Annotated in this window: 16 protein-coding genes; 4 read left to right on the top strand and 12 right to left on the bottom strand. The window is 46.2% G+C overall.

Annotated features, from left to right (window positions below; translation table 11 throughout):
* Positions 1-5 precede the first annotated feature (5 nt).
* Genes ACUUJN_RS11495 through ACUUJN_RS11475 form a run of 5 tightly spaced genes read right to left on the bottom strand, consistent with a single transcriptional unit; the run spans position 6 to position 9600 of the window.
* Positions 6-659 carry a beta-mannanase gene (locus ACUUJN_RS11495; RefSeq protein WP_071558813.1) on the bottom strand — a complete coding sequence of 218 codons (654 nt, stop codon included), beginning with the start codon at positions 657-659 and terminating at the stop codon, positions 6-8.
* Positions 660-677: 18 nt separating this feature from the next.
* Positions 678-1967: a vWA domain-containing protein gene (locus tag ACUUJN_RS11490; protein WP_023988389.1), complete on the bottom strand. Its 1290-nt coding sequence runs from the start codon at positions 1965-1967 to the stop codon at positions 678-680.
* A gap of 46 nt (positions 1968-2013) precedes the next feature.
* Positions 2014-4380, bottom strand: a complete 2367-nt coding sequence (locus ACUUJN_RS11485) for a transcription initiation factor TFIID (RefSeq protein ID WP_484669649.1) — start codon at positions 4378-4380, stop codon at positions 2014-2016.
* 3 nt (positions 4381-4383) lie between these two features.
* On the bottom strand, positions 4384-7773 hold the full coding sequence (locus tag ACUUJN_RS11480; RefSeq protein ID WP_023988387.1) for a tubulin-like doman-containing protein: 3390 nt from the start codon (positions 7771-7773) through the stop codon (positions 4384-4386).
* A 24-nt stretch (positions 7774-7797) separates the two neighbouring features.
* On the bottom strand, positions 7798-9600 hold the full coding sequence (locus ACUUJN_RS11475; protein ID WP_023988386.1) for a vWA domain-containing protein: 1803 nt from the start codon (positions 9598-9600) through the stop codon (positions 7798-7800).
* A 300-nt stretch (positions 9601-9900) separates the two neighbouring features.
* On the opposite strand from ACUUJN_RS11475, the gene ACUUJN_RS11470 reads away from it, so the two are divergent.
* From ACUUJN_RS11470 to ACUUJN_RS11460, 3 genes are all read left to right on the top strand, one after another.
* A complete protein-coding gene (locus tag ACUUJN_RS11470; RefSeq protein WP_023988385.1) occupies positions 9901-10053 on the top strand; it encodes a hypothetical protein in 153 nt (50 codons plus the stop codon).
* Positions 10046-10963: a hypothetical protein gene (locus ACUUJN_RS11465; protein WP_023988384.1), complete on the top strand. Its 918-nt coding sequence runs from the start codon at positions 10046-10048 to the stop codon at positions 10961-10963. Before ACUUJN_RS11470 ends, ACUUJN_RS11465 begins: the two co-directional genes overlap by 8 nt.
* 172 nt (positions 10964-11135) lie before the next feature.
* Positions 11136-11297, top strand: a complete 162-nt coding sequence (locus ACUUJN_RS11460; RefSeq protein ID WP_023988383.1) for a hypothetical protein — start codon at positions 11136-11138, stop codon at positions 11295-11297.
* Positions 11298-11477: 180 nt separating this feature from the next.
* Here the strand turns inward: ACUUJN_RS11460 and fabG are convergent, their stop codons facing one another.
* The 5 genes from fabG to ACUUJN_RS11435 form a co-directional block, all read right to left on the bottom strand.
* Entirely contained in the window at positions 11478-12233 is a 756-nt protein-coding gene (gene fabG, locus ACUUJN_RS11455; RefSeq protein WP_068940776.1) for a 3-oxoacyl-ACP reductase FabG, read from the bottom strand.
* 336 nt (positions 12234-12569) lie between these two features.
* The gene (locus ACUUJN_RS11450) at positions 12570-15326 is read right to left on the bottom strand and encodes a PHB depolymerase family esterase (RefSeq protein ID WP_484669648.1); all 2757 of its coding nucleotides are present in this window, start codon (positions 15324-15326) and stop codon (positions 12570-12572) included.
* A gap of 274 nt (positions 15327-15600) precedes the next feature.
* Positions 15601-15939 carry a hypothetical protein gene (locus tag ACUUJN_RS11445; protein ID WP_023988379.1) on the bottom strand — a complete coding sequence of 113 codons (339 nt, stop codon included), beginning with the start codon at positions 15937-15939 and terminating at the stop codon, positions 15601-15603.
* A gap of 135 nt (positions 15940-16074) precedes the next feature.
* Positions 16075-17205 carry a bifunctional cystathionine gamma-lyase/homocysteine desulfhydrase gene (locus ACUUJN_RS11440; RefSeq protein ID WP_025724184.1) on the bottom strand — a complete coding sequence of 377 codons (1131 nt, stop codon included), beginning with the start codon at positions 17203-17205 and terminating at the stop codon, positions 16075-16077.
* 1 nt (position 17206) lies between these two features.
* Positions 17207-18130, bottom strand: coding sequence for a PLP-dependent cysteine synthase family protein (locus tag ACUUJN_RS11435; RefSeq protein ID WP_023988377.1), 924 nt, complete (start codon positions 18128-18130; stop codon positions 17207-17209).
* A gap of 255 nt (positions 18131-18385) precedes the next feature.
* On the opposite strand from ACUUJN_RS11435, the gene ACUUJN_RS11430 reads away from it, so the two are divergent.
* Positions 18386-18748 (top strand): hypothetical protein, encoded by a 363-nt coding sequence (locus ACUUJN_RS11430; RefSeq protein ID WP_220027749.1) that lies wholly within the window; start codon positions 18386-18388, stop codon positions 18746-18748.
* Positions 18749-18877: 129 nt separating this feature from the next.
* Here ACUUJN_RS11430 and ACUUJN_RS11425 read toward each other — a convergent pair whose 3' ends face one another.
* Together ACUUJN_RS11425 and ACUUJN_RS11420 are read right to left on the bottom strand one after the other, a co-directional pair.
* Positions 18878-19177: a DUF6509 family protein gene (locus tag ACUUJN_RS11425; RefSeq protein ID WP_023988376.1), complete on the bottom strand. Its 300-nt coding sequence runs from the start codon at positions 19175-19177 to the stop codon at positions 18878-18880.
* Positions 19171-21138, bottom strand: coding sequence for an ATP-dependent DNA helicase (locus ACUUJN_RS11420; RefSeq protein WP_339201974.1), 1968 nt, complete (start codon positions 21136-21138; stop codon positions 19171-19173). The genes ACUUJN_RS11425 and ACUUJN_RS11420 overlap by 7 nt, the downstream gene beginning before the upstream one ends.
* Between the last annotated feature and the right edge of the window lie 281 nt (positions 21139-21419).

Genomic DNA, 21419 nt, shown 5'->3' with positions numbered 1-21419 from the left:
TCCTTTCATTCAGGGACTAATTCATATACCGTGCCATATTTCTGGCCATCCGTAAAAAACAGCCGCACATATTCATCTCCCCCCACTTCAACAGCGGGTAAAACATTCCGTCCCGCGGCAAAAGGTGCCGTGAACGGATACAAGGTTCCATCGTCCCGGTCTGCTGGATAACCCCCGCGCTTCTTCACGTAGCAAAGCGCCTCTTGCGGGACAGGAACTTCGGCTGTCACCTGAATCTGGACGGTTTTGCGGCTGCGAAACCAGCTTTTTTTATGGTGAACTGCATATCTGATTTTAGCCCTCCCCGTGCTCAACTCCAGTTGGTTGGCTCCGTCTTGCTGACGGATCACGTAAGTGTCTCCATCCTCCCGAACAGCTGGATATACGATATACCGCACGCGTCCAATGCCTTCAATTCGGTCACGATAGCTGCCAGCAGCCTTATACTCCTCGCGTGTAAAAAGTTTTAGGCTTGAAAAAGGCGGTAAAACTTCACCTTCATTTTGCCCATTCACACCTGCATCGGCTGATTGTTTCGCAATATATACCACGGCTGCGCCCTCAGGCCACTGCCAGCGTAACACAACCCGGTTGTCATCAATTTTGTGGCTCAGCTCCGAAATAATAGGATCACCGGGCTGTGCTTCCCTATACTGCATAAGTTCCAGCCTCCCGTTCTAAAATCCACTGCTGCGTCGATTGCGCGTCGGGGCTTCCGGTGCCCCTCTCCGGCGTCCTGATGGCGCACCCTGACTTCCTCCACCGGAAGATCGGCGAGTATTTTCCGCAATCGGCAGAACAAGCGAAAAGACAGCAATAAGGGCTGCCAGTACGAGCGCTGCCACCAAACGAATCATCAAGTCGCCTATAGGCGAGCCAGATAGTCCCTTTTCCAAAATAAAACCAGCGAGCAAGCCTGCCGGGACTCCTCCAATCGCAAAATTCCGTGCGAGAAAACGGTTATCGAACATCAGCCCAAGAGCCAATCCCAATAAAGCGCCGATAATGACCAGCGCCGTTACGCGATAAATGGCAAAATACAGACTGTCGGCATACTCACCTGTCCGCTCCGTTACCAGTGTGCGATCACCGATTTTGTTATATATTTTTCCGAACGCCTGAGTAAGTCCTTGGGCATTGGCTACATTAGAATAAGTTCCGCCCGTCAGGTCAGCAATATTTTGCAATAAGGCTATACCATCCGACTCTGCCAGTTTCAGCCCGATCGTATTAATCGGAATCTGGCGGGCGATATAAGGAGCCAATGCTGTCTGGGTATCCAGATCGCTAAAGCCATCAGAGAGCATGATAACGAGAGAACCTTTTTCTGCATTACCTTGGGTTTCAATCTCTTTGATCGTCTCGTCCAAAGCAAGCCCGATCTCTGTACCGCCTGACATTATAGTCTGCATACTATCGATTTTGGAATAAACCGCTTGCTTCTCTGCATCTGTGCCAATGGGAGTAAATGGCTGAACCAACTGCGCAGCAGATTCAAATGAAACAATGGCTACCCGCTTGTCTCCATCCATTTGGCCAATCAGACTCTTGGCAGCCGTTAGGCGCTCATTATCGGGATCTGTTTGCTGCATACTCCCGGAATTATCAATCACAAGCACGAGGTCCTGTACGCTCTTGCGCCCTTCAGGGTTAACCTGATAGCCCAACTCCAATAGCAGACCTGCCACGAACAACATCACTAGTGTAGCAGGCACCAGTAACTTCCAGGATAACCCAGAGTAGCGCTGCCGCCATGAATGCCCATTTAACTGTGGCGAAATTAGTTCGCCAATCAGACAACCTAGGCCAATGCACAGTGCCATGATGCCAAAATACAGCCCAATCACGACGATATGCGGCCAGTGCCCTATCAATTTGTGAAGAATAAGCTCTCCCAAGATGAAGCCTACTACAGCACCCAACAAGCCGAACAGTAATAGGAGAACGTTAAATTTACGTTGCTTCATAAGAATCGTTGCTTCCTTCCATCATTAAAGTAGGATTAATATGTGGCTACCGCAATTCCGGCAACCGGTCCACGTCGATTCCGTGAAACACGAAACCATTCGCAGTATATGTCTCATAATACGTTTTGCCGTTGCGGTAAACCATCAGATCCTCCAGATGGAAGCCGCCCATCAAATGCAGCTTTTCCACCCCGCTGCTGCGACGCTCATGTACAAAACCCAACTTGTAAATACGCGAAGTAATGTCCACATCCATCGCATAAGGAAGAAATTCGCCTTCGTAGTCACCAAAGAAGTACTTTTCTTCATACCGATGCTCATGGGTATAGTCGAGCAAACGTACGTTAATTCCACCATGTTCCTCTAACGTTTGATACAGTTTTTTAAAAAGCTCATCCTTCGGAACGACCAGCCGATTTTCATATGCAGCAGCTACATTGGCACGCCGCAATAATTCTTCTTCGAAGGTCTGATTAAACGGCTGTGAACTGAGAATCAAGGTTCGACAGGTCTGCGTAAGTCGATCCACCAATGCGGACAGGCCCCCGTCCAGCAATCCGGATACAGGCCCCATATGCCGGGTATCAAAGAATATAGATTTTCCCCGCTTGCTTTCCAGCTCACGCATGACATCCTCCGTCACACGCTCGTAATACTCGAACAGGTTTTGACCTGTGTAACTATCAGCCTGCCGAATACTATCCGTTGCAGCTTGATGCAGTTCACGCTCCAGGCTGGAAAGCTGTACTGTAATATGCTTCGCCTGTGCATGCCATTTTTCTAGTGCCAGTTCATAGCGACGAAGCAGCTCCAAATCCGCTTGAATCCGCAGCATGTGCAGCTTGTGCCCGTAAACCGTCTCGGTCAGGTAACGGATCAAGCTACGCACATTATGCTTATCCATGAGTGGCAGTCGTTGAAAAGGCTGGTCCTCCACCTGACCGCTATACAGGGTGTCCAGTTCAGCGGTACTAATCTGCAAGTCATTGGACGTATCCCGAATCAGCCCCCGAATGGCCGTAAGCACATTTCCTGTTTTATTTTCATCCGTCCAGTCTGTCAACTCGAATAAGCCGATTTCAGGATATTCCTTGGAAGCTGCATTCACAGCCAACTGCAGACCTGATTCCGCCTGAAAATCTCCCAACCGTTTGTGCATAATCCGTTCACAGTTATCGCGGAAAAAGGCTTCGCAGCCCTGACCGAACAAGGCTTCCTCCGCCTCACGTAATGTCATTCGCTTCAAGGAGCCGTAGCTGGCTCCGCTGGTCATCAGTGCGCTCATGTCCGTGATCGCCTCATTACCAGGAACGAGATCATTTCGCGTGCGACCGCGTTCAGCAGCATCTAAACCAAAATAATTCAGCTTATCGCGTATGTCCCACTCCTGCTCTGTTCTCATACGCTCTAGCAGCTTTACATAAAAGTGATACAGCACCGTGAGTGCGATTGACTGGTTAGGGCGGTTGACTCGGGAAAATCCAGCCGACACATAACCCTGCCGCCCGGATTCCGTCATGATGTTGTTTTTAAACGATGTATTGTTGTATCCCCCATCCTGTGACCGATAGGAATCTCCTGCCTGATAGCGGTTTTTAAGAAGCTGAATGTGGCAAATGATGTCACAGCTTTCCCGCAGGCTATTCGGCACCGTTACGCCGCGTTCGTTCTTGTCGGACAGCACATAGACGAGATCGAACAACGGTGATGGAGCATGGGATACTGGAATGGTCAATTTGTCCTCGGTCATATGAAGCGGTGCCGTAAACGTATACTCTGGACTCTGGATATAGTCCAGCTCCCGCATGAAAGCAACGGACGTTGCACTACTGTAGCCGAATTGGACAGCCTGATCGCTTTCATTCACCAACACATACAGATCCATTTGTACCGATTTAAAAGACTGTGCAAAAATATACTCCGCCAACAGCGTAATTTCAGGGATTAATACGTTCATGGGGTCATCCGCTGTCGTCAAAATCGACAAATGGACACGCTCGAACGAAGAATACAACCGACCGTAATCTGCCAGATGTCCACTAGCCCGGCGCAACGCGGTGTTAAGCTCAATTAGCTGCGATTCATGTGTATAAAAAGCCTGGTGCAAGTCACGGCGTATCGTTTGGTGGCCACTTTCCTCCGGTACCGCTATCGTATGAACAATAGCATCCACCGAACGATCTACAGCCGCATGTTCTTCCTGCGAGCGGATCTGAATATACGTTACTCCCGTGCTGTTATCCCACTTGGTCCGGTTGATATCTGCAATGGTGTTCATCACCGGGTTCATGCGATCACCGATAAAAAGAAACACGGACGGGAAATGGATGCTACTGCGTCCATCCCCGCTTCCGATTAATTGGTCCTCTGCGGCTGCATAGTCAGCCGCATAACGTAACAGCTGCTCTCTCATACTTTACTTCAACTTTCTGCGGATGTCGTTTAATTTTCCAGCCATTTGAGCATAGAATGCATAAAGTTCCGCTCCGTTAGCGAGCTCCACCTTTTCATATTCCAATTGATTGCGGGCCTCTGTGTAAGTTGCAGCCAGTTCATCCAGCTTCGCCAGCAATGGTGTAATATCCTCAGATGAAGTCAATACAGCATCACGGCGATCCGCCTTGCGCATTAGAGCAGCAAATTTCTTTTCTTCCAAACCACGGAAGTTTGTAAACACTTCAAACTCTACATAATTACGGCTCTTCATGACATTGGCAAATGGCTCCCAAGCCTCTTCCTCTTCGTCGCGATCATAGACGTACAAAGCACCTTTTTTCGTAATCGTGTCCGTATAGAGTGCCTGAATGAACTGATCCAGCCATTTTTCTTCATCCTGATATTTGCCCAGCAAAGCTTCCAATTCAGCGGCTTTCGCTTCAATTAGTGTATATTTCGCCAGTTCTTCACGAACCACCTGTGTTAATTCTGGTGAACGGATCAGGTTTTCCTTCGCCATCTCTTCATTGATGCTGCCAAAGATGTCCTTGCTTCCGGCCTGCTCCAGCCCTTCAGCCAGCAGACGTTTCAACTCAGACCATGCTCTTTTTACCTCACCCAAATTCGGCTTGGATTCCTGCAAGCGCATATCGTAGCCTGCCAGCATCGCATTCAGATCTAGCGCATGTGAACGGATTACAGTGAAGCGGCTGCTCGTATTCTGATCGACATCCTTTTCCCGAATCACGCCAAGTGACTTGGCACGGTCAAAATCATTACGAATGCGGGCATTGTAAGCTTGCACACGCGAATTGACGTAAGTTTCGCCCCATGACTTTTCAGGAATCGGCGACGGCAGATTAGTCCAGTTGTTCTGACCTGTTTGCACCAGATGGCGGCCAATACCTTCGCGGTCAAGAATCGTTTTTTCATAGCTTTCTTCATACACTTTGAGCGGCGTATATACAAACAGAGGTACACCATTACGCGTATTGAGCCAGAAAATCCGGTTACGAACTTCACTCTCTTTAATAGTAAAGTGTGATTTGCCAATTGCATTATTTTGATAATTGCGAACGCCTTTCAGGATATTAGGCGACTGTACTGGTACTGAAACGAATCCCCATGATGGGAAGTACAAGTTGCCAGAGCTATTGCTCAAATGGAACACAGGTACAGCTTCCTCATCCAGTTTGCTCGCAATGTAGCGCTCCACAAATTTTTCAATGGCTTCATCTTGCCCGTATTTCATGACGAGGAAATCCTCCATGGAACGGGTAATGAGATCACCAAACTTATCAGTCAAGAAGTTGGAGATTGAGCTAATGATGTCCATATCCTGATCCTTCACCCATTGATCTGAATTTTCGAGCAATTCTTGGGCAAAATCACGAATCAAATCATCACCGTTGCGGTTGTCCAGCAGCTTGGTCACAACTTCAGAAATATCCGGTACACTTACCAGATTCCAATAGTACGTTTTGTTACCTTTGTGATCGGACTGTTCCTCGCCGTTAATCAGCAGATCGCCATTCTTCTCGAAAATTGCGCTCAATGCGTTCAAAATTTCAGTAAATACATTATAAATGCGGCTATTTTCCTTGTTCAACAGGTCATACAGGTCTTCATAAAATTCAATGAGCTGCTCTGTACGTTCCACATCAGCCCGCAGCCAATATTCGTTAATTTTCGCTTCAATGTACGCATTTTTCTTTTTATCCTTGGACACAAACGCGCTCTTGGCATCGCCCAGCTTTTCATTCGCCTGCTCACGCGCCCATTCAATGTCCGTTGGAATACGGTGCAGTGATTCACGCAACGTCTCAACATATGAAAGCAGCATTTTCAGCAAGCTAAATCCTTTTTCAGTATAAATCATGCGGGATACATAAAACGGCCCTTGCTCAGGATGCAGAAACATCCGGCGGATTTGGTCCGTAAACTGTCCTGTAATTTCGCCAGGAAGCTGTTTCTTCGCTTTGATATACTCTTCGCGGGCACGCGTCAGGAACGTTTGCTCCAGCTCGGTGTCCATATTGACAACTTGCATTTTAACAACATTGCTATAACTCAACCGTTCACTGTTTTCAAAGCCCGGAAGCGGCTCAGGTACACGGGATTCAAAGTTTTTAATCATGCTATCCAGATCCACGCCCAACTTGCGGGCAAACTTCTCTACATCCTCTTGATTTGGCGATTGCTCAAACATTTTGGACATTTTGCCAAACATTCGATAGGCCAGATATGTCGTCATTTCCTCCATTGGCAGTACCGCCGAGGAAGCCCCGATAATATTGTAATCGTAGTTTGCCGGATAGGCCTTATTCATTTGTGCGATGTTGGTACGGATATTGCTGATATAGTCATGAATGGCAAACTCTTCACCTGACTGTTTTTCCTCACTCGCCATAAAGTTGGTGATGTTCTCGGCGGTGACATTCATGCAGTAATCATAAGCATTTTCCAACAGCTTGCCTTCCGTATTCGTGGCCGAAATGAGATGACACAGATTAAACGGCGGAAGCGGCGAGTTCACGGTCAAAATATTTCCGTACTGCTGTTTAAAGCGTTCACCACGGCTGTCTACATTCATCCAATAGTCCAGCTCTTTCAGTGCAGCATAGCCGTTCTTTTTAATATATTCACGTGTATGCTCGCTCAGGCTCTTGTTCGCTAAATTAATGTCCGGTGTAAACAGATAACCTAATGTATTTACACGGTCTACACCTGCAGAACCATAGTCACGCTCAATAATTCCTCGGACGATATATGAGATATCGAGGAAAGTACCGCTTCCTGTACCGCCGGACAAACCGGACAGCAGGAACACCATAAGCTTCTTGTTGGTGCCTTCAGACAAGGTTTTGATTTTTTTATCAATACTTTGTACGACCTGATTGATTTTGGTGAACAACAGCAATCGTCCTGCCTGACGTACCCCTGCCGCCCCATTCATACCATCGGTAATGCTCAGCTCTGGAGACAGCCAATCGGTAATGTACGGCTCAAGAATGCTGCGGTTTTGCAGCAATCCGCCGATTTCCGCATTGGATAGCAGTACAAACTCATTGATGGGGTCCAAACCAATCCCCTTGTATTTTTTGTTGCGGTCTTGTTCATTCGTTTCAAAAGCGAGAAATTCCACATTGTCCGGTTTATCGCTCTTTTTCTTGGAGATCGGATCTGCTGGAAGCTTGAATCTGCGGTTAATTTGATATTTCAAGCGGAGAAGGGCATCAATTCCCGTGCCTCCGAGTCCGATAATTAAAATAGGATTATCAATAGTATCAACTCTGATCTTATCGCTTACGATCCCCCCGCCGAGTGATACGTCTAATTGTTGGATATGCTCTCTAACTACTGGTTTCATAGATATGACCTCCTAAGGGTTCGTTTAGCTGTTTACTGAAATAAATTCCAGTAAAATGGTTTTGTCCACACTGGCTAACGGGATGGTCAGACGATCACCGTTTTTGAGTTCAAGACCGTTGCCTGTGTCTACAGCCCGTCCGGATTTCTCAATCGTAATCTCGGGGGTACTGCGCACAATGATACGATCCTGATTGGCTGGTGTGAACACGACCTTGTCGGTTCCAGCAAATTCCGGTGCCAGTTGCAGCAACTGGTGCAGATTAAATTTGCCCCGGAAGGTGTTCAGCTTCTTGTATTGTGGATACGTTTTTTCGCCAGTGTTCTCATCCCGGATTTCCAGTACGATTTGACCGACAAAGCCACGGTTGGCCTTTTTGACAGCCTTCCAGATGAAATATGCGGCAACCAGCAGAATGAGCAGTCCCAGCCCTAAAAGAATGAGTGGCATTAGCTTGGACTTTTCAGCAGGTGTTGTTGGCTGCGTTGTGCCTGTATTCGTACCGCTCGTCGCCCCTGCTTTAGCACTGATGGTTACAGGCTGTGTTTCACGGTAGAAGCTCTTCTCCTCTGCTCTAACGGTTAGTTCGTAGTCATGCTCATCTGGAATCGTATAGCTACCGGTAAAAGAATCCCCTGCATTGGTTAACGGCACCTCATTCGTTGTACCGGAATCCAGATCCTTGACCTTCAGAACAGCATTCATATTCGCATACAATTCCTGATCCTGAAGCTGCTGGCTATTGCTCGTCAGGTAGGAACGAATTTGAACTGCATCGCCTTTTTTGTATGATTTGGCGGACGGTGCGTCCATTTTCAGCTCCAGATCGTAGTTAAACACCAGATTAATATCAATCTGATCCTGCTGGACTCCCTTGACTTGGAGCTTCCAGTCACCAGCCACAGGCTTGAGCAGTTTAATCAGCGAGTAGCTTTTGGACTTGGACAGCAGCACATCGCTCGAAGGAATCGGCTTGGTGTTGCCCGACGGGTCTATCAGTCTCGCATCCACCGGTTTCGAGGACATGATCGAAATGTTAGCCTCCAGCACACTATCGTTCGGTACGGTTACCGTTACATCCTGATAGTCGCCGTTTGCCGTAATGGACTGCAAAGGCACCACTTTCAACTTCAAATTGCTGGCGAAAATTTCACTTAAAATGTTCGGCAAGTCATCCGCTGAGCTTGTAATAAAGGACTTGCCGCCCGTTTGCTGCGCTATGTCGGCAAGCTTGTTTTTATTCAGCTTCCCATCTGCATTCAAGCCGATGGTGTAGATCGGAACGCCGCTATTTTTAGCCTCGGCTACAGCCTGTGCCATATCCTGATCGGATTGGCTTTCGGTTCTGCCTGTCGTCTTATTAAAATCGTTGTTACCGTCGGCCAACATGACGATCATAGGCGCATGTCCAGCTGTTTTACCATCTTGCAAAATGCGGATCGCTTCCTTGACACCCACGGAGGTGTCAGTATACGCCCCCCGGTTCAGTCCGTCAATAAACGTCTTCAGTTCCTGCTTATCCGCTTCGGATGTAATATTAAGCAAGGCTTTCTCGCGCTGTACGACATCCGTATACGCTACAATCCCGACCTTGTCATTTTGCGTCGACAGCATATCAATGAACATTTTCATGGCTTCATTGCCAATTTTCCCAGGATCACTGGTGTTCATTGAATTACTTACATCGACGACCAGCACCGCATCCACCTTAGAAGCAGAGGGCGAAGCGGCATTCGCCATCTGTGGCTGCCATGCCAAAATCGAGGTCATGATCATTGTACATATGATTCCGATGACCAAAAACCATTTTCTGTCTCTACTAAACATCGCTTGTACCCCTTTGCCGGTTAATTCTCATTCTAAATTACAGTTGTACTCCCCTACTATTAAATTATAATGAGTTTTACATGAACGCCAGCTGAAAATACTGCCCAAATGGTCTGAATCCAACCAAAAAGCCTGTTATACCGCGAGATTTTACCAATATCCTGCAGTAATGATATAATTATACCCCAACAAGGGCAATCGGGCACCAGCCTTCTCCTTTATACGACAAAAATGACAGTAGCGAAACCCGCCCATGTAAAATATTGAAGTAAAAATCCAAGCAGAAAGAGGAAGTACACTATGATCTCATACGGATGTCTGGCGATTATGTTTCTTTTTGTCGCCATCAAATCACTAATTTACTATATACATAAAAAACGCGCCCCGTCGATTACACAAATCGACACCGAGCTTCTGGCACTGCTGAACCGGAGAAGTGAGCGCAATGAATAGTTCCAAACAAGCTGTACAATTTCGCCCATTTACCCGCACAGAGCACGCCTTCCAAAAGCTAAGAGTCTGCAAGCGTTGTGGACAATTCACCGCCCTTTGGGAAGAGAAATGTACATCATGTGGTCGGGATACACTAGTTCCTGTAGAGCAATATGCCAAACTTAGAGCCAAACGTTATTTTCGTAAAGACCTTGCCGTCGGCGTCATATTGCTGGCCGCTACTGTTTTTTTCGGCCACTCGCAGCAACAAATGTTTCTATGCGGTATCGTCGGTGCGTTCTTTCTGCTGCCCTTGGTGCTTCTACAGCAGGGTATTTATCCTTATGAACAGCGTAGGCAGCTTATACGTCTGTTCAGAGGTCGTATAGGGCAGATCCAGGAAGGACTAAACGTTAATCATAAAAACGCGGTTGCCCTGCGGCAGCTCAGTGAGCGTGTCTCCTATGAAATGCTGCGTGAGATGGCTGTACTCATTCACAATGATCGGATAAGGCTCCAGCAGGTCGCCCTGCTGCAATCTTTTGTTCTCCGCAAAGACATGGAATTAACGCTCGATCCTCTCCTGATCAAGAGCTTCGAGCCGCTTATGGTCAGATATATCGGAGAGATTGCCAGACTCAATCGTGAGCTGATCAAGGACCGGACATTCCGATACGTAGTCTTTTATGAGCGCCGTATTCTGGAATTGGCAGGGGGCGAAGATATTCTCGTCCGCGTAGCCAGTGCAGCTGTCCGTAAAAAGCGCTACGTAGTCACCCATGCCGCTTTCATTTCCAGATATGTACGCAAACTGCCAAAGGAACGAGTCCAGCGTTTATATCATATCATTCAAGAGAATCCGTTAGAACCCTTTGGAGATTTGGCCGATGAAGTAAAGATCATGTACCTGATGGAGCAGTATAAAAACTGATCTGTCCTAACGCCCTTCTATATATGACGTCATTACCATGACAAACCACTGCAATAAAGCAGCAAAAAACCGTCAGGATCGCCTGGGTGGTATCATCCCCTTCAAGTAGACACTCTAAAAAAACCTTGTGTGTTACCATGAGGGTATGAGTGAACCTGGAGGGGATTTTCGTATGGCTAACCAACTCAAAGTTTGGGTGAAGAAGGTTCGAAATGCTGAACCGCTCGATTGGCGCAAGGGTTCATCCAGCCCGATGAAGGGGCGTACACGTACCTCCTTTTCCAGTATCAAAGAAGAACGAGATTACTTGATAGCTCAGGGGTGGACTACTTAAAAAGCGATATTCAAATCTGGTGACGGAGCGAAGCTCAGCGGTTTCAGGATAAACTCAAAAAGCGCGCCCCGATCGAGTATCGGCACGCGCTTGCAGCTTAGCTTTTTTCATTCGTCTACTTGACAGGGGTATGACTACTCAAGGATTCATTTTATTCCTCTTGGTACAAACTTGTTTTTATTAAGATTCAGGCAAGCTCTGTCCTCCGTCGATAATAATTGTTTGTCCCGTGATGAAGCCAGCCTCCTTAGAGGCAAGAAACGCAGCTGCATGTCCCATTTCTTCAACGGTTCCAAACCGTTTCAATGGAATAGCTGGAAGCATGGTTTCAATGTATTCTGGGAAGGTTTGTATCATTTCAGTCATTGTATTACCGGGCATGATCGCATTGATTGTAATACCAAACGGAGCTAACTCAAGCGCTGCACTGCGAATAAAACCGAGTTGGGCAGCCTTACTCGCACCGTAATGCGACCATCCTACAAATCCTGTCGCCGGCCCCGTAATCGAAGATGTTAACACCACTCTTCCATATTCAGCTTTTTTTAAGAATGGCAGACAAGCCTGTACAGAAAATAAAGCTCCACGCACATTAGTATTCATCACGCTATCCCATTCTTCAGCAACCATTTCTTCAATTGTAGTCATAGGGGCAATACCTGAGTTAGCACATAACACATCAATGCCGCTAAAGGCCACCGATACTGAATGTGCCATCATTTCCATAGAAGATCGATCCGTGACATCACCTCTAAAGCCTTGCGCGTATCCACCGGATGCTCTGATTTCGGCAGCGCATATCTCGGCCTCATCTAGGTTACGAGAAATAATGGCTACTTTAGCTCCCTTTTCAGCAAAGACTTTGGCGATTCCTTTACCAATCCCCTTACTCGAACCAGTTACAATAACCGACTTGTTTTCAAATGAATTTTCCATTATGTTTTCCCTCCTTCGGAGAGAGAGCATTTGCTCTCTAAATAGATCAAAAAAAATATCTTATAAGAATATTAATAGATTGCATGACTAGATTAATCTTTTCCTGTGCACTTTATGTGCCTTTCCCTGGATAGAAGAAGGATTCAAAACGTTTATGATGATATTCACATTTTTTAGCTTTGTCAATAAAGTGGACGCACAAGGCTACTTCCATATCTCGACATGGTTGAGCTCTCTTGAAGGAGTTTTGATTTGTCTCACTAAGGGGTCAGTCCCCCTCCCCAACTCCGGACGTTTTTTTATTTTAGGATTATCGTGTCTAATTAGCTGTCTTCTTTATTGGCCTTGCAGTTTTTGCTGCGCATGTCTGATGGAAGTAAAGTTAAAAGCACGCACTCCCTTGCTATCATACACAATAATCTCTTTATTCAAATATGGGTGTAAACCATTAAAATATCCAGGCATAATCAGTCTGCGCATAAATAGGTTTTTACCCAACATACGGGGGGAATTGGTCGCTACGACAAGCATTTGCTGGGTTGCAGACCATGGGCTAGGTTGAATATATGACAGACAATACTCGCCTGCCGTAAAATCGCCGCCCAATGTATACCCTTCCTCCGTACATGTAATTTGCAGATCAGCTTGGTGCTTCTGAAGCAGCTCATGTCTGGACAAGCCCGAAGTGACACATATCACGTTGCTATCAGCCAGTGCTTCCTCTGTAATATCATTGGAAGACACCACCGGATAATGAACACCGATATACGGATTCCAAGTCGCTGTTCGTGGGCTAGCCAAGGCGTTCGCCGTCCGTCTCACCGCCTGCTCTTCCTCCGGTGTAGCATAGCTGGATGGAAGGACAATGTGAAGACGATCCATATAAACGTCAAGCACACCCATACCATGGCTCAAAACGTTTCTTCCCACGCTTTTCGAATCCACAATTTCCTTTTTGGCATCCGATTCTTTTGAAAAGCATTCACTGCTTTCTTCCTCCCGTTCGGCAATCAAACGGTATTCAGGTGAGGGACGTTTATGTGAGTGTGTTTTAACAAAGCGAAAGCGGCTGTATTCCCGCAAGTCCAACACGAAAATACGGGCTCCGATACGAACTTGGGCCAATTCCAAGGGCATGACCTCTTGAGAAAGATGAATGATAAATTCTTCGGCGTGAACTGCCTCAATATCCAACTCACCTGTGGCACTCATTTCACCGTACAACTCGGCATATTCCTCATTTTCATCCATTCGCGTCAGTTCCAGCCAGTAAGCCCGGTTATGTCTGCCCCGTTCCGTCCGATAGGCAATACGCTGAGGTACGACATCCCTTTTCCATTGCATAAGCCAACCCAGTACGCCGTCCAGAAGTCTCAGCTCATGCGTATCCCAGTGATTAGACTGCCGCTCTACGACACCTTTAAAATGATCAGATGGAAGCTCTGTTACAGGGGCTGTGTATGCTTGTGCAAATAAGTAATCCTGATCTCCGCATACATTCAATATTGGCATATTCAACAGATTTATCAGATGCTTGGGATGTGGCGCTCCAGAGATAACCGCAATAGCCGCAAACCGAGAAGGATAAGCCTGTGCCATCGCCCAGGCCGCATATGCTCCGTTCGAATAACCCGTCAGATAGATCCGCTCTTCGTCCACTCGGTACGCTTGCAGTATGACATCCAGCGCCTCCAAAAAAGCAGCTTCTCCAATATAACTGCCCAACGTTACACCACGGCATGAAAAAGTAACGAATATAGCTTCCTCTTCCCAGCCTTGCCCAAAACCTCGATTCTGAAAATCCGGCAAGCCCAGTTCATATCGCTTGCCTGGCATCAGAACGATCAGAGGATACTGTCGGTCAGTCGAATAGCTTCTGGGAAGCTGAATGGTATAGCGTTGCAAACTATTGTCCAAACGGGAGACAAAAAATCCTTCCCCAATTCCGTCATTAGACAAAAAGATGTGTTCTTCTTGAAGTAAGGACGGGGAGTGTGACTGTTCGGCATGTCCACACGTGAAGATTTGTTTTAATAGCTTGATATATTCACGTACAACCCGGTAATCCCAGATTTCAAAAGGATCTTCCGGCAAATCCGTTAACCTTTTTAATTCCTCAAGCAGGCCCTCTATTTGTATTTTCTGCGCAGAATGAAGAATATCTATAGCGCGGGCTTGAATGTACCGGTCATACTCTTCCTGCAAGCCCTCCACGACGACTGACAAAGGCCGCACAAGTGCCGAATACACAAAATGATGCTCCACAGCCTCATGATCCCGATATGTAACGGTGAAGTGCAGCATTCCCGTATTCCTGGCCTTTTCCTCGTCCCAGTCATAGCTTTGCTCCTGCTCCCAATGTGCTGGAAAGCGATCCAGCTTCATGCCTTCATCATTCGTTACCTCGACCCATAACGTTTGATCTAAGGGAAGATCTATCCGATCCTTACGCAGTAAATAAAATAAGATCGGGCTGTCGTCACCCTCCCTGCCAGCACTTTTCTCAACCTCTAACCAAGCCATATGAAAACGTATATTACGCTCTACAAATTCACGTTGCAGTTCTGTCACATCTGGTTCGTCGCATACCTGATTTCCACTGATACGAATAGAGCGGGCCTCCTCGGGAATAAACGCAGCAATGATAACTACCGTGTGATCGCCTTCCTCCAGATACAAGCGAAAAGGACCGGATTCCGCATATACCAGTGTGCCATCTATCCAAATTTGTCCCGTTCCTTCAAAGGGTCTGAAAATCACTTCCTGTGCAGCCATACAACGAAGATTTGAAACCAGCAAAAGCCTTTCTTGTTCGGCCAAAGGCGGAAAAACACCTAGATTTAGTTCGGCAGTCCGAGGATCCAGCTCGGTCAATAATCGGCAAGTTGCCTTTCCTCCGGCTGAAAGCTCTACTCCTTCTTCATCACAAGCCTTTTCCAAATTCCATTCCTCATGGGCAAAATAACTTGTCCATTCCCTGCCCACACCGCAATTTTCCGGGAGCATGACCGGACCGACTGCATAAGCAGACCTCAGACGTACCGGATGATCCGACAGCACAGTTGTTGCTTTTTCCAGATGTGTGAACCTCATAACATTCCCCCTCCAGGTTTTTGTTTCCTCAGAGACGTAGTCGCGGTTATATTCCGTTTAACATTCAATTTAACTATATAAAACTATTCGTTATTACCTCTACGTACTCCTCTGTTCTTCTCAAAAAAGTAGCTATGATAAAACAAAAAAAACGAAGAAAGCAGAGTGCTTCACTTCGTTATTAAAAATTTCTATATCTAAAAACCTATTTAATGCTGCCATGATTGTTGCTAACAATACTAGGGTATAGTATGTTTAGGGTGAAGTTACTATTTTAAAAATGTGCATAACTCGCTTGAATTTGCTTTTCCAACTTAATGCGTTCTAACTTTAGCTCCCAAATCTGTTCGCTCCACGAGTTTCGATCCGCCGCGTTATTACTATTTCGTAAGAGATCAAACAACCTCAGCAATTCATCGTTAATCTGATCAAAATGCCGCCACAGCGTATTAATCTCAGAATCTTTAGTCTCTTTGCCATTCTCCAGCAATTGATGCCGCAGGGCTTCTTTGAGCTCCTGTTGCCACTCTATATCGTTCAATTGTTTCGCATAATTAAGAAGATCCAGATAGTCATCTACCTGCAGGTAACTGCGTGTTTTTATCTGTTTCATAGGGTCTCTCTCCTTATGGCTCAATCTATTACCAAGTATTATACTCGGTTATTAAGGGAAAGCAATACTTTATTCTACAATACACAAAAAAAGAGGCAGCCTCAGCTACCTCTCTTGAACATTACGATTATTTTCTTACAATGCTGCCTGCAAATCTTCGATCAAATCTTCCAGATCTTCAATCCCAACCGAAATCCGCACCAAACCTTCGGTAATACCTAGCTCTGCACGACGTTCTACTGGAATAGAGGCGTGCGTCATACGTGCCGGAACACTAATCAGACTTTCAACCGCTCCCAAGCTTTCAGCCAGTGTAAAATATTTCACCTTTTTCAGAAGTGCAACCGCGTTAGCGTCGCTACCTACATCAAAGGAAATGATGCCGCCAAAGCCTTCGGCCTGGATTTTGGACAGTTCATGCTGTGCATGGCTTTCCAGTCCAGGATAGTACACTTTGCTAACCTTCGGATGTTTTTCCAAAAAGGCTGCAATTTCCTTCGCATTTTGCTCAATCGCTTCCATACGCAGACCCAATGTTTTAATACCTCGGATCAATAACCAAGAATCTTGCGGGCCGAGAATAGCACCAATGGCGTTTTGCAGAAAATGAAGTTGTTCTCCCAGCTCGTCGCTGTTCACAACAGCCAGACCGGCTACAACATCGCTATGGCCGCCCAAATACTTGGTAGCAGAGTGAATGACGATATCAGCCCCAAGTGTAATTGGCGTCTGCCAATAAGGGGTAGCAAATGTGTTGTCGACGATCAATAAAAGATCATGTTTTTTTACAAGCTCCGAAACAGCGCGGATATCCGTAACCTTCAAAAGCGGGTTCGTTGGCGTTTCGACATACAATGCCTTCGTATTCGGACGAATTGCTTTGGAGATGGCTTCCAGGTCAGTCGTATCCACAAATGTGGACTCAATTCCGATACGGCTGAGGACTTTGCTTACAATACGGTAGGTGCCTCCGTATACATCATCGGTCAGCAAAATATGATCCCCTGCATTAAACAGTGAAAATACCGCATGGATTGCTGCCATACCCGAACCGAAAGCAAAACCACGCTTTCCTTCCTCCAGATCCTTGATCAGCTCCTCCAGAGCAAACCGGGTCGGATTGCCTGTACGCGAATATTCGTATCCCTTATGGACGCCAATTTCCTCTTGCTCATAAGTGCTTACCTGATAAATAGGAACGTTAACCGCGCCTGTATGGGGATCGGTAGGAAGCCCGCCGTGAATCAGTTTTGTTTTGCGTTTCATTTTATATCCCGCCTTCATATATTTTTTTGCTCAGATAACGTTCGCTGCTATCCGGGAAAATGGTAACAATATGTGCGCCATCCGGTGCATTTTCGGCTTCCAGTAAAGCGGCATGTAAAGCAGACCCTGAAGAACTGCCAACGAGAAGACCTTCACGTGCAGCCAGTTCCTTGACACGGTCAAAAGCATCAACATCGCTAATGGTGTGAATGGCATTAAAATATCCTTTATCCACAAATTCAGGGATTAATTCCATGCCAATTCCTTCCGTTTTATGTGGACCTGACTCGCCGCCATTCAAAATGGACCCTTCCGGCTCCACGATGACCGTTTTAAGGGCTGCATTTTGTTCCTTAAGATAACGCGAGGTTCCCATAAACGTTCCCCCCGAGCCTGCACCTGCCACAAATACGTCCACTTTGCCGTCCAGATCGTTCCATATTTCAGGTCCCATTGTCGTATAATATGCCTCGGGATTATCCGGATTACTGAATTGCCGTGGCAAGTATGCATCTTTTATTTCAGCAGCCAATTCTTTTGTTTTTTCGATAGCTCCTTTCATCCCCTCACTTGTCGGGGTATGAACGATGCGTGCTCCCAATGCCTTCATCAGGTCCTGCTTCTCTTGGCTGAACTTCTCAGGCACAGCAAAAATAACCGAGATATTATAATGAAGCGCCGCCATCGCAAGACCAATACCTGCGTTGCCTGCTGTTGCTTCAATTAATGTCCCACCTGGCTTCAACTGACCTGTTTTTAATGCTTTTTCAATTAGAGCCTTACCTACCCGATCCTTTACGCTGCCGCCGGGGTTCATAAACTCCAGCTTCGCAAACAGGCGAATTCCTCTCGGTAGAGAATAGCTGTTCAGCTCCACTAATGGCGTACGTCCGATGAGTTCAAGGGTATTTTGATATACATTCATAATTTCAAGCTCCTTTTAATGGCGAATCCAAAATAAACCAATGGTCAAAAATTAACGCCTTTTGTCGGAGAAGTTCTCTATCATCTCCGAGAAAACATAGTAATACGGTAAGTATTGATGCAATAAGATTTTATGTGTATTTGAAGCTTTTGTCAAATGGACCAGTCACAATACCCACACACCCTGCCTGCTTGCTCGATATGATAGAGAAGATGTCACAAAATATCCCCGTGCAACATAAGGAGGAGTTCATATATGGGAAAGCAATTTCTGAAGATAGCTGCCGTATATTTTGCCCTCAGTGTGCTGCTTAGTGTAATTATTGGCTTGTCGGGTGATTACAGCCTGTCCAATGTTCAGTCTCATATTCATTTGTTGGGTTGGATTGCACTTGGAATTATAGGTCTGATCTATGTGACCTTTCCTGCACTTTCAGTTACTATTCTGGCACATATCCATTTTTGGATGCATAATATCGGTCTGCCTGTGTTGATATTGGCAATTATAGGTGAAAATTACGAGGTTCCAGAGGCTGGAGTTTGGGTCGCCATAGGGTGGGTGTTACTCGCGGGGGGGACTATGCTGTTTATGGTGAATGTGTGGGATAGACTGCGCTAGAGCAAATAAGTTCTCTTCATTAGACCATAAAAAAGGAGCCTGGTCATCCCAGGACTCCTTGATATCTTCATTATATGTTAGCTATACACCAGCTGTACTAGCTAAGTGTTCTATACTGTTACTTCACTGTTACTTCACTGTTTCATCCTGTACATGTTCTTTACAGAAGTTCTCAACAGCTTGCAGCTCATCATCTTCAAGTTCAAGATCAATGTAACTATTCGTTACTTTTTCAATTAATTCATACTTTAGCAGTCCCGTCTTTTCTTCGTCTACTAAATAAAGACAACGGATATACAGTCCGTTTTCAGTGTATAGCTCGTCGTCCTCCTCTACCTCTACATCAATGATAAATTCATAACGCTGTCCAGTCAAAATACCAAAAGCATCTTTAATCTGATCTACTGTGTACGTTGTAAAATTCAACATGTTTTTATTCCCTCCGGGTTTCCTTCAATTACGGTGCATTCTACGCCCGCAGGCAGTAGTTGTTCAACTTGTGTGCGTACTTCTTGACGTCTCAAATCCTGGCCCATGATGGATATCCAGCCTCGATCATTACGCGAGCGAATTAAACGCCCTATGCCTTGTCTGAGTCTAAGTGCCATGTGAGGCATATCTATCTGAATAAACGGATCTGCTGCATCCTTGCGCAGAGCCGTAAAAACCGGATCATTCGGAGGAAATGGCAGTGACCAGATAATGACGTGCGACAGAGAAGGTCCAGGAATATCCAATCCTTCCCATAATGTAACAGCGCACAACACACTTTCCTCATCATTCTGAAAAGCTGAGATCAGATGGCTGATTTCAGCCGAACCTTCGTACAGAAAACGATAGGCTGATGCCTCCGGGTAAGCAACGAGATCCTTCTTGAATGCAGCCAGTTCCTCCTGTGAAGGAAACAGGATAAGCGCTCTTCCCTGCGATTTCTCCAGCAGTGTCAGCGCTCTCTGGATTGGATCATGCCCCACTTGCAACGGGTACAGTGCAGCTTGCATCTGATCGCTGTAGTCATAAGGTGAAGCAACAGAAAACGTTAGTGGATTTTCAATACCGAGACTCTGTGCCATATAGTCAAAAGAGCTCTCTACGGAAAGCGTAGCTGAAGAGAATACGATTGGTATATGCTGCGCAAATACTCGTTCTTTGAGAATCTCTTTTACCATCTTCGGCATAACCACAAGCGTTAACCCATCCTGATCCTCCATCACCCACGAAATGAGAAGTTCAGGACGCTTAAACAAAGCCAATGCGGTTTGAATCATTTCCAAATGTTCTTCCACAATTTTGACTTGATACTCATCCAAAGAGAATAGCCCGCTTTCAAATACAAGCTCTTCTTCGATCGTGCCGATCAATTCACCAAAGCGGTTTACCTCTCGAATCAGCGACTCATTCAGGATGAACTCCTTGCGATTAGAACCCTGTACAGGCTGACTGTTCTTATCAAGCGCAGCGAACAAAACCTCACTTTGGGAGATCGCATCTTCGATCGTCATTGCCAAAGATTCTCGCACTTCCCCCTCGAGAAGTCGGGTAATAATAGACTCAAACTGAGCGTGCTTAAGCTTGTAGGTAAGTGCATTTTGTGCCGCTGTCTCCAGCAGATGCCCTTCGTCAAAGACGACAGAGCTGTGCTCCGGCAGCAACGGCAGCTGACCCTCGCGCTTTCTCGCTTCGTAGGTCCATACATGCTCCATATAAAAGTCATGAGAGCAAATGACCAGATCTGCCGCTTTGCGGTAATGATCACGAGACAACGTCTGACCGCAACGATGGCGCTGATGGCAAACGAGACAGTCTTGAAATACATCCCATCCGAGTCTGCTCCACTGTCCATCTGTTAGCTCGGGATACTCCTTCCGATTTCCGTAAGGAGTGAAGGACTGTAACGTATCTGGAAAATGAACAAAATCCGGCAGTTCCTGATAAATATCACGGAAAATATCTGCGTCCTCATCCAGTCCGCCTCGCACCTCATCCAGCTTATTCAGGCAAATATACTGATCCGGCGACTTCCCCAATCTGGCATCAATCGTCAGACTCAAATGCCGTGCCAGCTTGGCGATATCCCCTTCCGGCTTTACCAATTGTTCAATTAACGATTCATCCGCACAGGCGATAATCGCCGGTTTTCTCATGTATCGAGCATATGCAATAGCGTACAGCAGGTATACCAGCGTTTTACCAGTGCCCACACCTGCTTCTGCAAAAATGGTCTTTTTTTCCTTATAGGCACGTTCTAGCTGGAATGCCATATAAATTTGTTCATCCCGAACCTCAAAGCCGACTTCAGGCAAAACTTCATAAAATACATCCGCAATCCAGTCACTTGCCTGCTCAATAAACGGCTTGGACGGATCAAAGGCAAAAGGGTAAGTAGTCAATCGGGCTGTGCCTCCAATTCGTTCATAATGTGCATCCTTTCATTATAACGCAAAACAAGCTAAAAAGAACATGAAAACTGTAAGAACAGCTTACATTTTTTATTTCGCCATGAAATTCTATAAATAAAGGACATCAGGGTTCGTTTGTGTGAGTATGCTACGAGGAGGATTTGGCGAAGGATTTGGTGGAGAAAGCTTGATAAGAGATAGGTTAAGCAAGGGAAGTATTCATAGCATAATGAGAAAACAAAGAAACCAGCTAATGCTTTCAGGCACTGGCT

Source organism: Paenibacillus sp. LRG-1, assembly GCF_057220305.1.
Note: the sequence above shows the minus strand (reverse complement) of the source record. Positions and strands in the feature narration are given on the sequence as shown.

What these genes read in the sequence shown, in the direction of transcription:
- ACUUJN_RS11435 (WP_023988377.1), bottom strand. Translation starts at nt 18,130, where the DNA reads ATGAATGTATATCAAAATACCCTTGAACTCATCGGACGTACGCCATTA.
- ACUUJN_RS11480 (WP_023988387.1), bottom strand. Translation starts at nt 7,773, where the DNA reads ATGAAACCAGTAGTTAGAGAGCATATCCAACAATTAGACGTATCACTC.
- ACUUJN_RS11470 (WP_023988385.1), top strand. Translation starts at nt 9,901, where the DNA reads ATGATCTCATACGGATGTCTGGCGATTATGTTTCTTTTTGTCGCCATC.
- fabG (WP_068940776.1), bottom strand. Translation starts at nt 12,233, where the DNA reads ATGGAAAATTCATTTGAAAACAAGTCGGTTATTGTAACTGGTTCGAGT.
- ACUUJN_RS11445 (WP_023988379.1), bottom strand. Translation starts at nt 15,939, where the DNA reads ATGAAACAGATAAAAACACGCAGTTACCTGCAGGTAGATGACTATCTG.
- ACUUJN_RS11495 (WP_071558813.1), bottom strand. Translation starts at nt 659, where the DNA reads ATGCAGTATAGGGAAGCACAGCCCGGTGATCCTATTATTTCGGAGCTG.
- ACUUJN_RS11465 (WP_023988384.1), top strand. Translation starts at nt 10,046, where the DNA reads ATGAATAGTTCCAAACAAGCTGTACAATTTCGCCCATTTACCCGCACA.
- ACUUJN_RS11430 (WP_220027749.1), top strand. Translation starts at nt 18,386, where the DNA reads ATGGGAAAGCAATTTCTGAAGATAGCTGCCGTATATTTTGCCCTCAGT.
- ACUUJN_RS11485 (WP_484669649.1), bottom strand. Translation starts at nt 4,380, where the DNA reads ATGAGAGAGCAGCTGTTACGTTATGCGGCTGACTATGCAGCCGCAGAG.
- ACUUJN_RS11490 (WP_023988389.1), bottom strand. Translation starts at nt 1,967, where the DNA reads ATGAAGCAACGTAAATTTAACGTTCTCCTATTACTGTTCGGCTTGTTG.
- ACUUJN_RS11450 (WP_484669648.1), bottom strand. Translation starts at nt 15,326, where the DNA reads ATGAGGTTCACACATCTGGAAAAAGCAACAACTGTGCTGTCGGATCAT.
- ACUUJN_RS11460 (WP_023988383.1), top strand. Translation starts at nt 11,136, where the DNA reads ATGGCTAACCAACTCAAAGTTTGGGTGAAGAAGGTTCGAAATGCTGAA.
- ACUUJN_RS11425 (WP_023988376.1), bottom strand. Translation starts at nt 19,177, where the DNA reads ATGTTGAATTTTACAACGTACACAGTAGATCAGATTAAAGATGCTTTT.
- ACUUJN_RS11475 (WP_023988386.1), bottom strand. Translation starts at nt 9,600, where the DNA reads ATGTTTAGTAGAGACAGAAAATGGTTTTTGGTCATCGGAATCATATGT.
- ACUUJN_RS11440 (WP_025724184.1), bottom strand. Translation starts at nt 17,205, where the DNA reads ATGAAACGCAAAACAAAACTGATTCACGGCGGGCTTCCTACCGATCCC.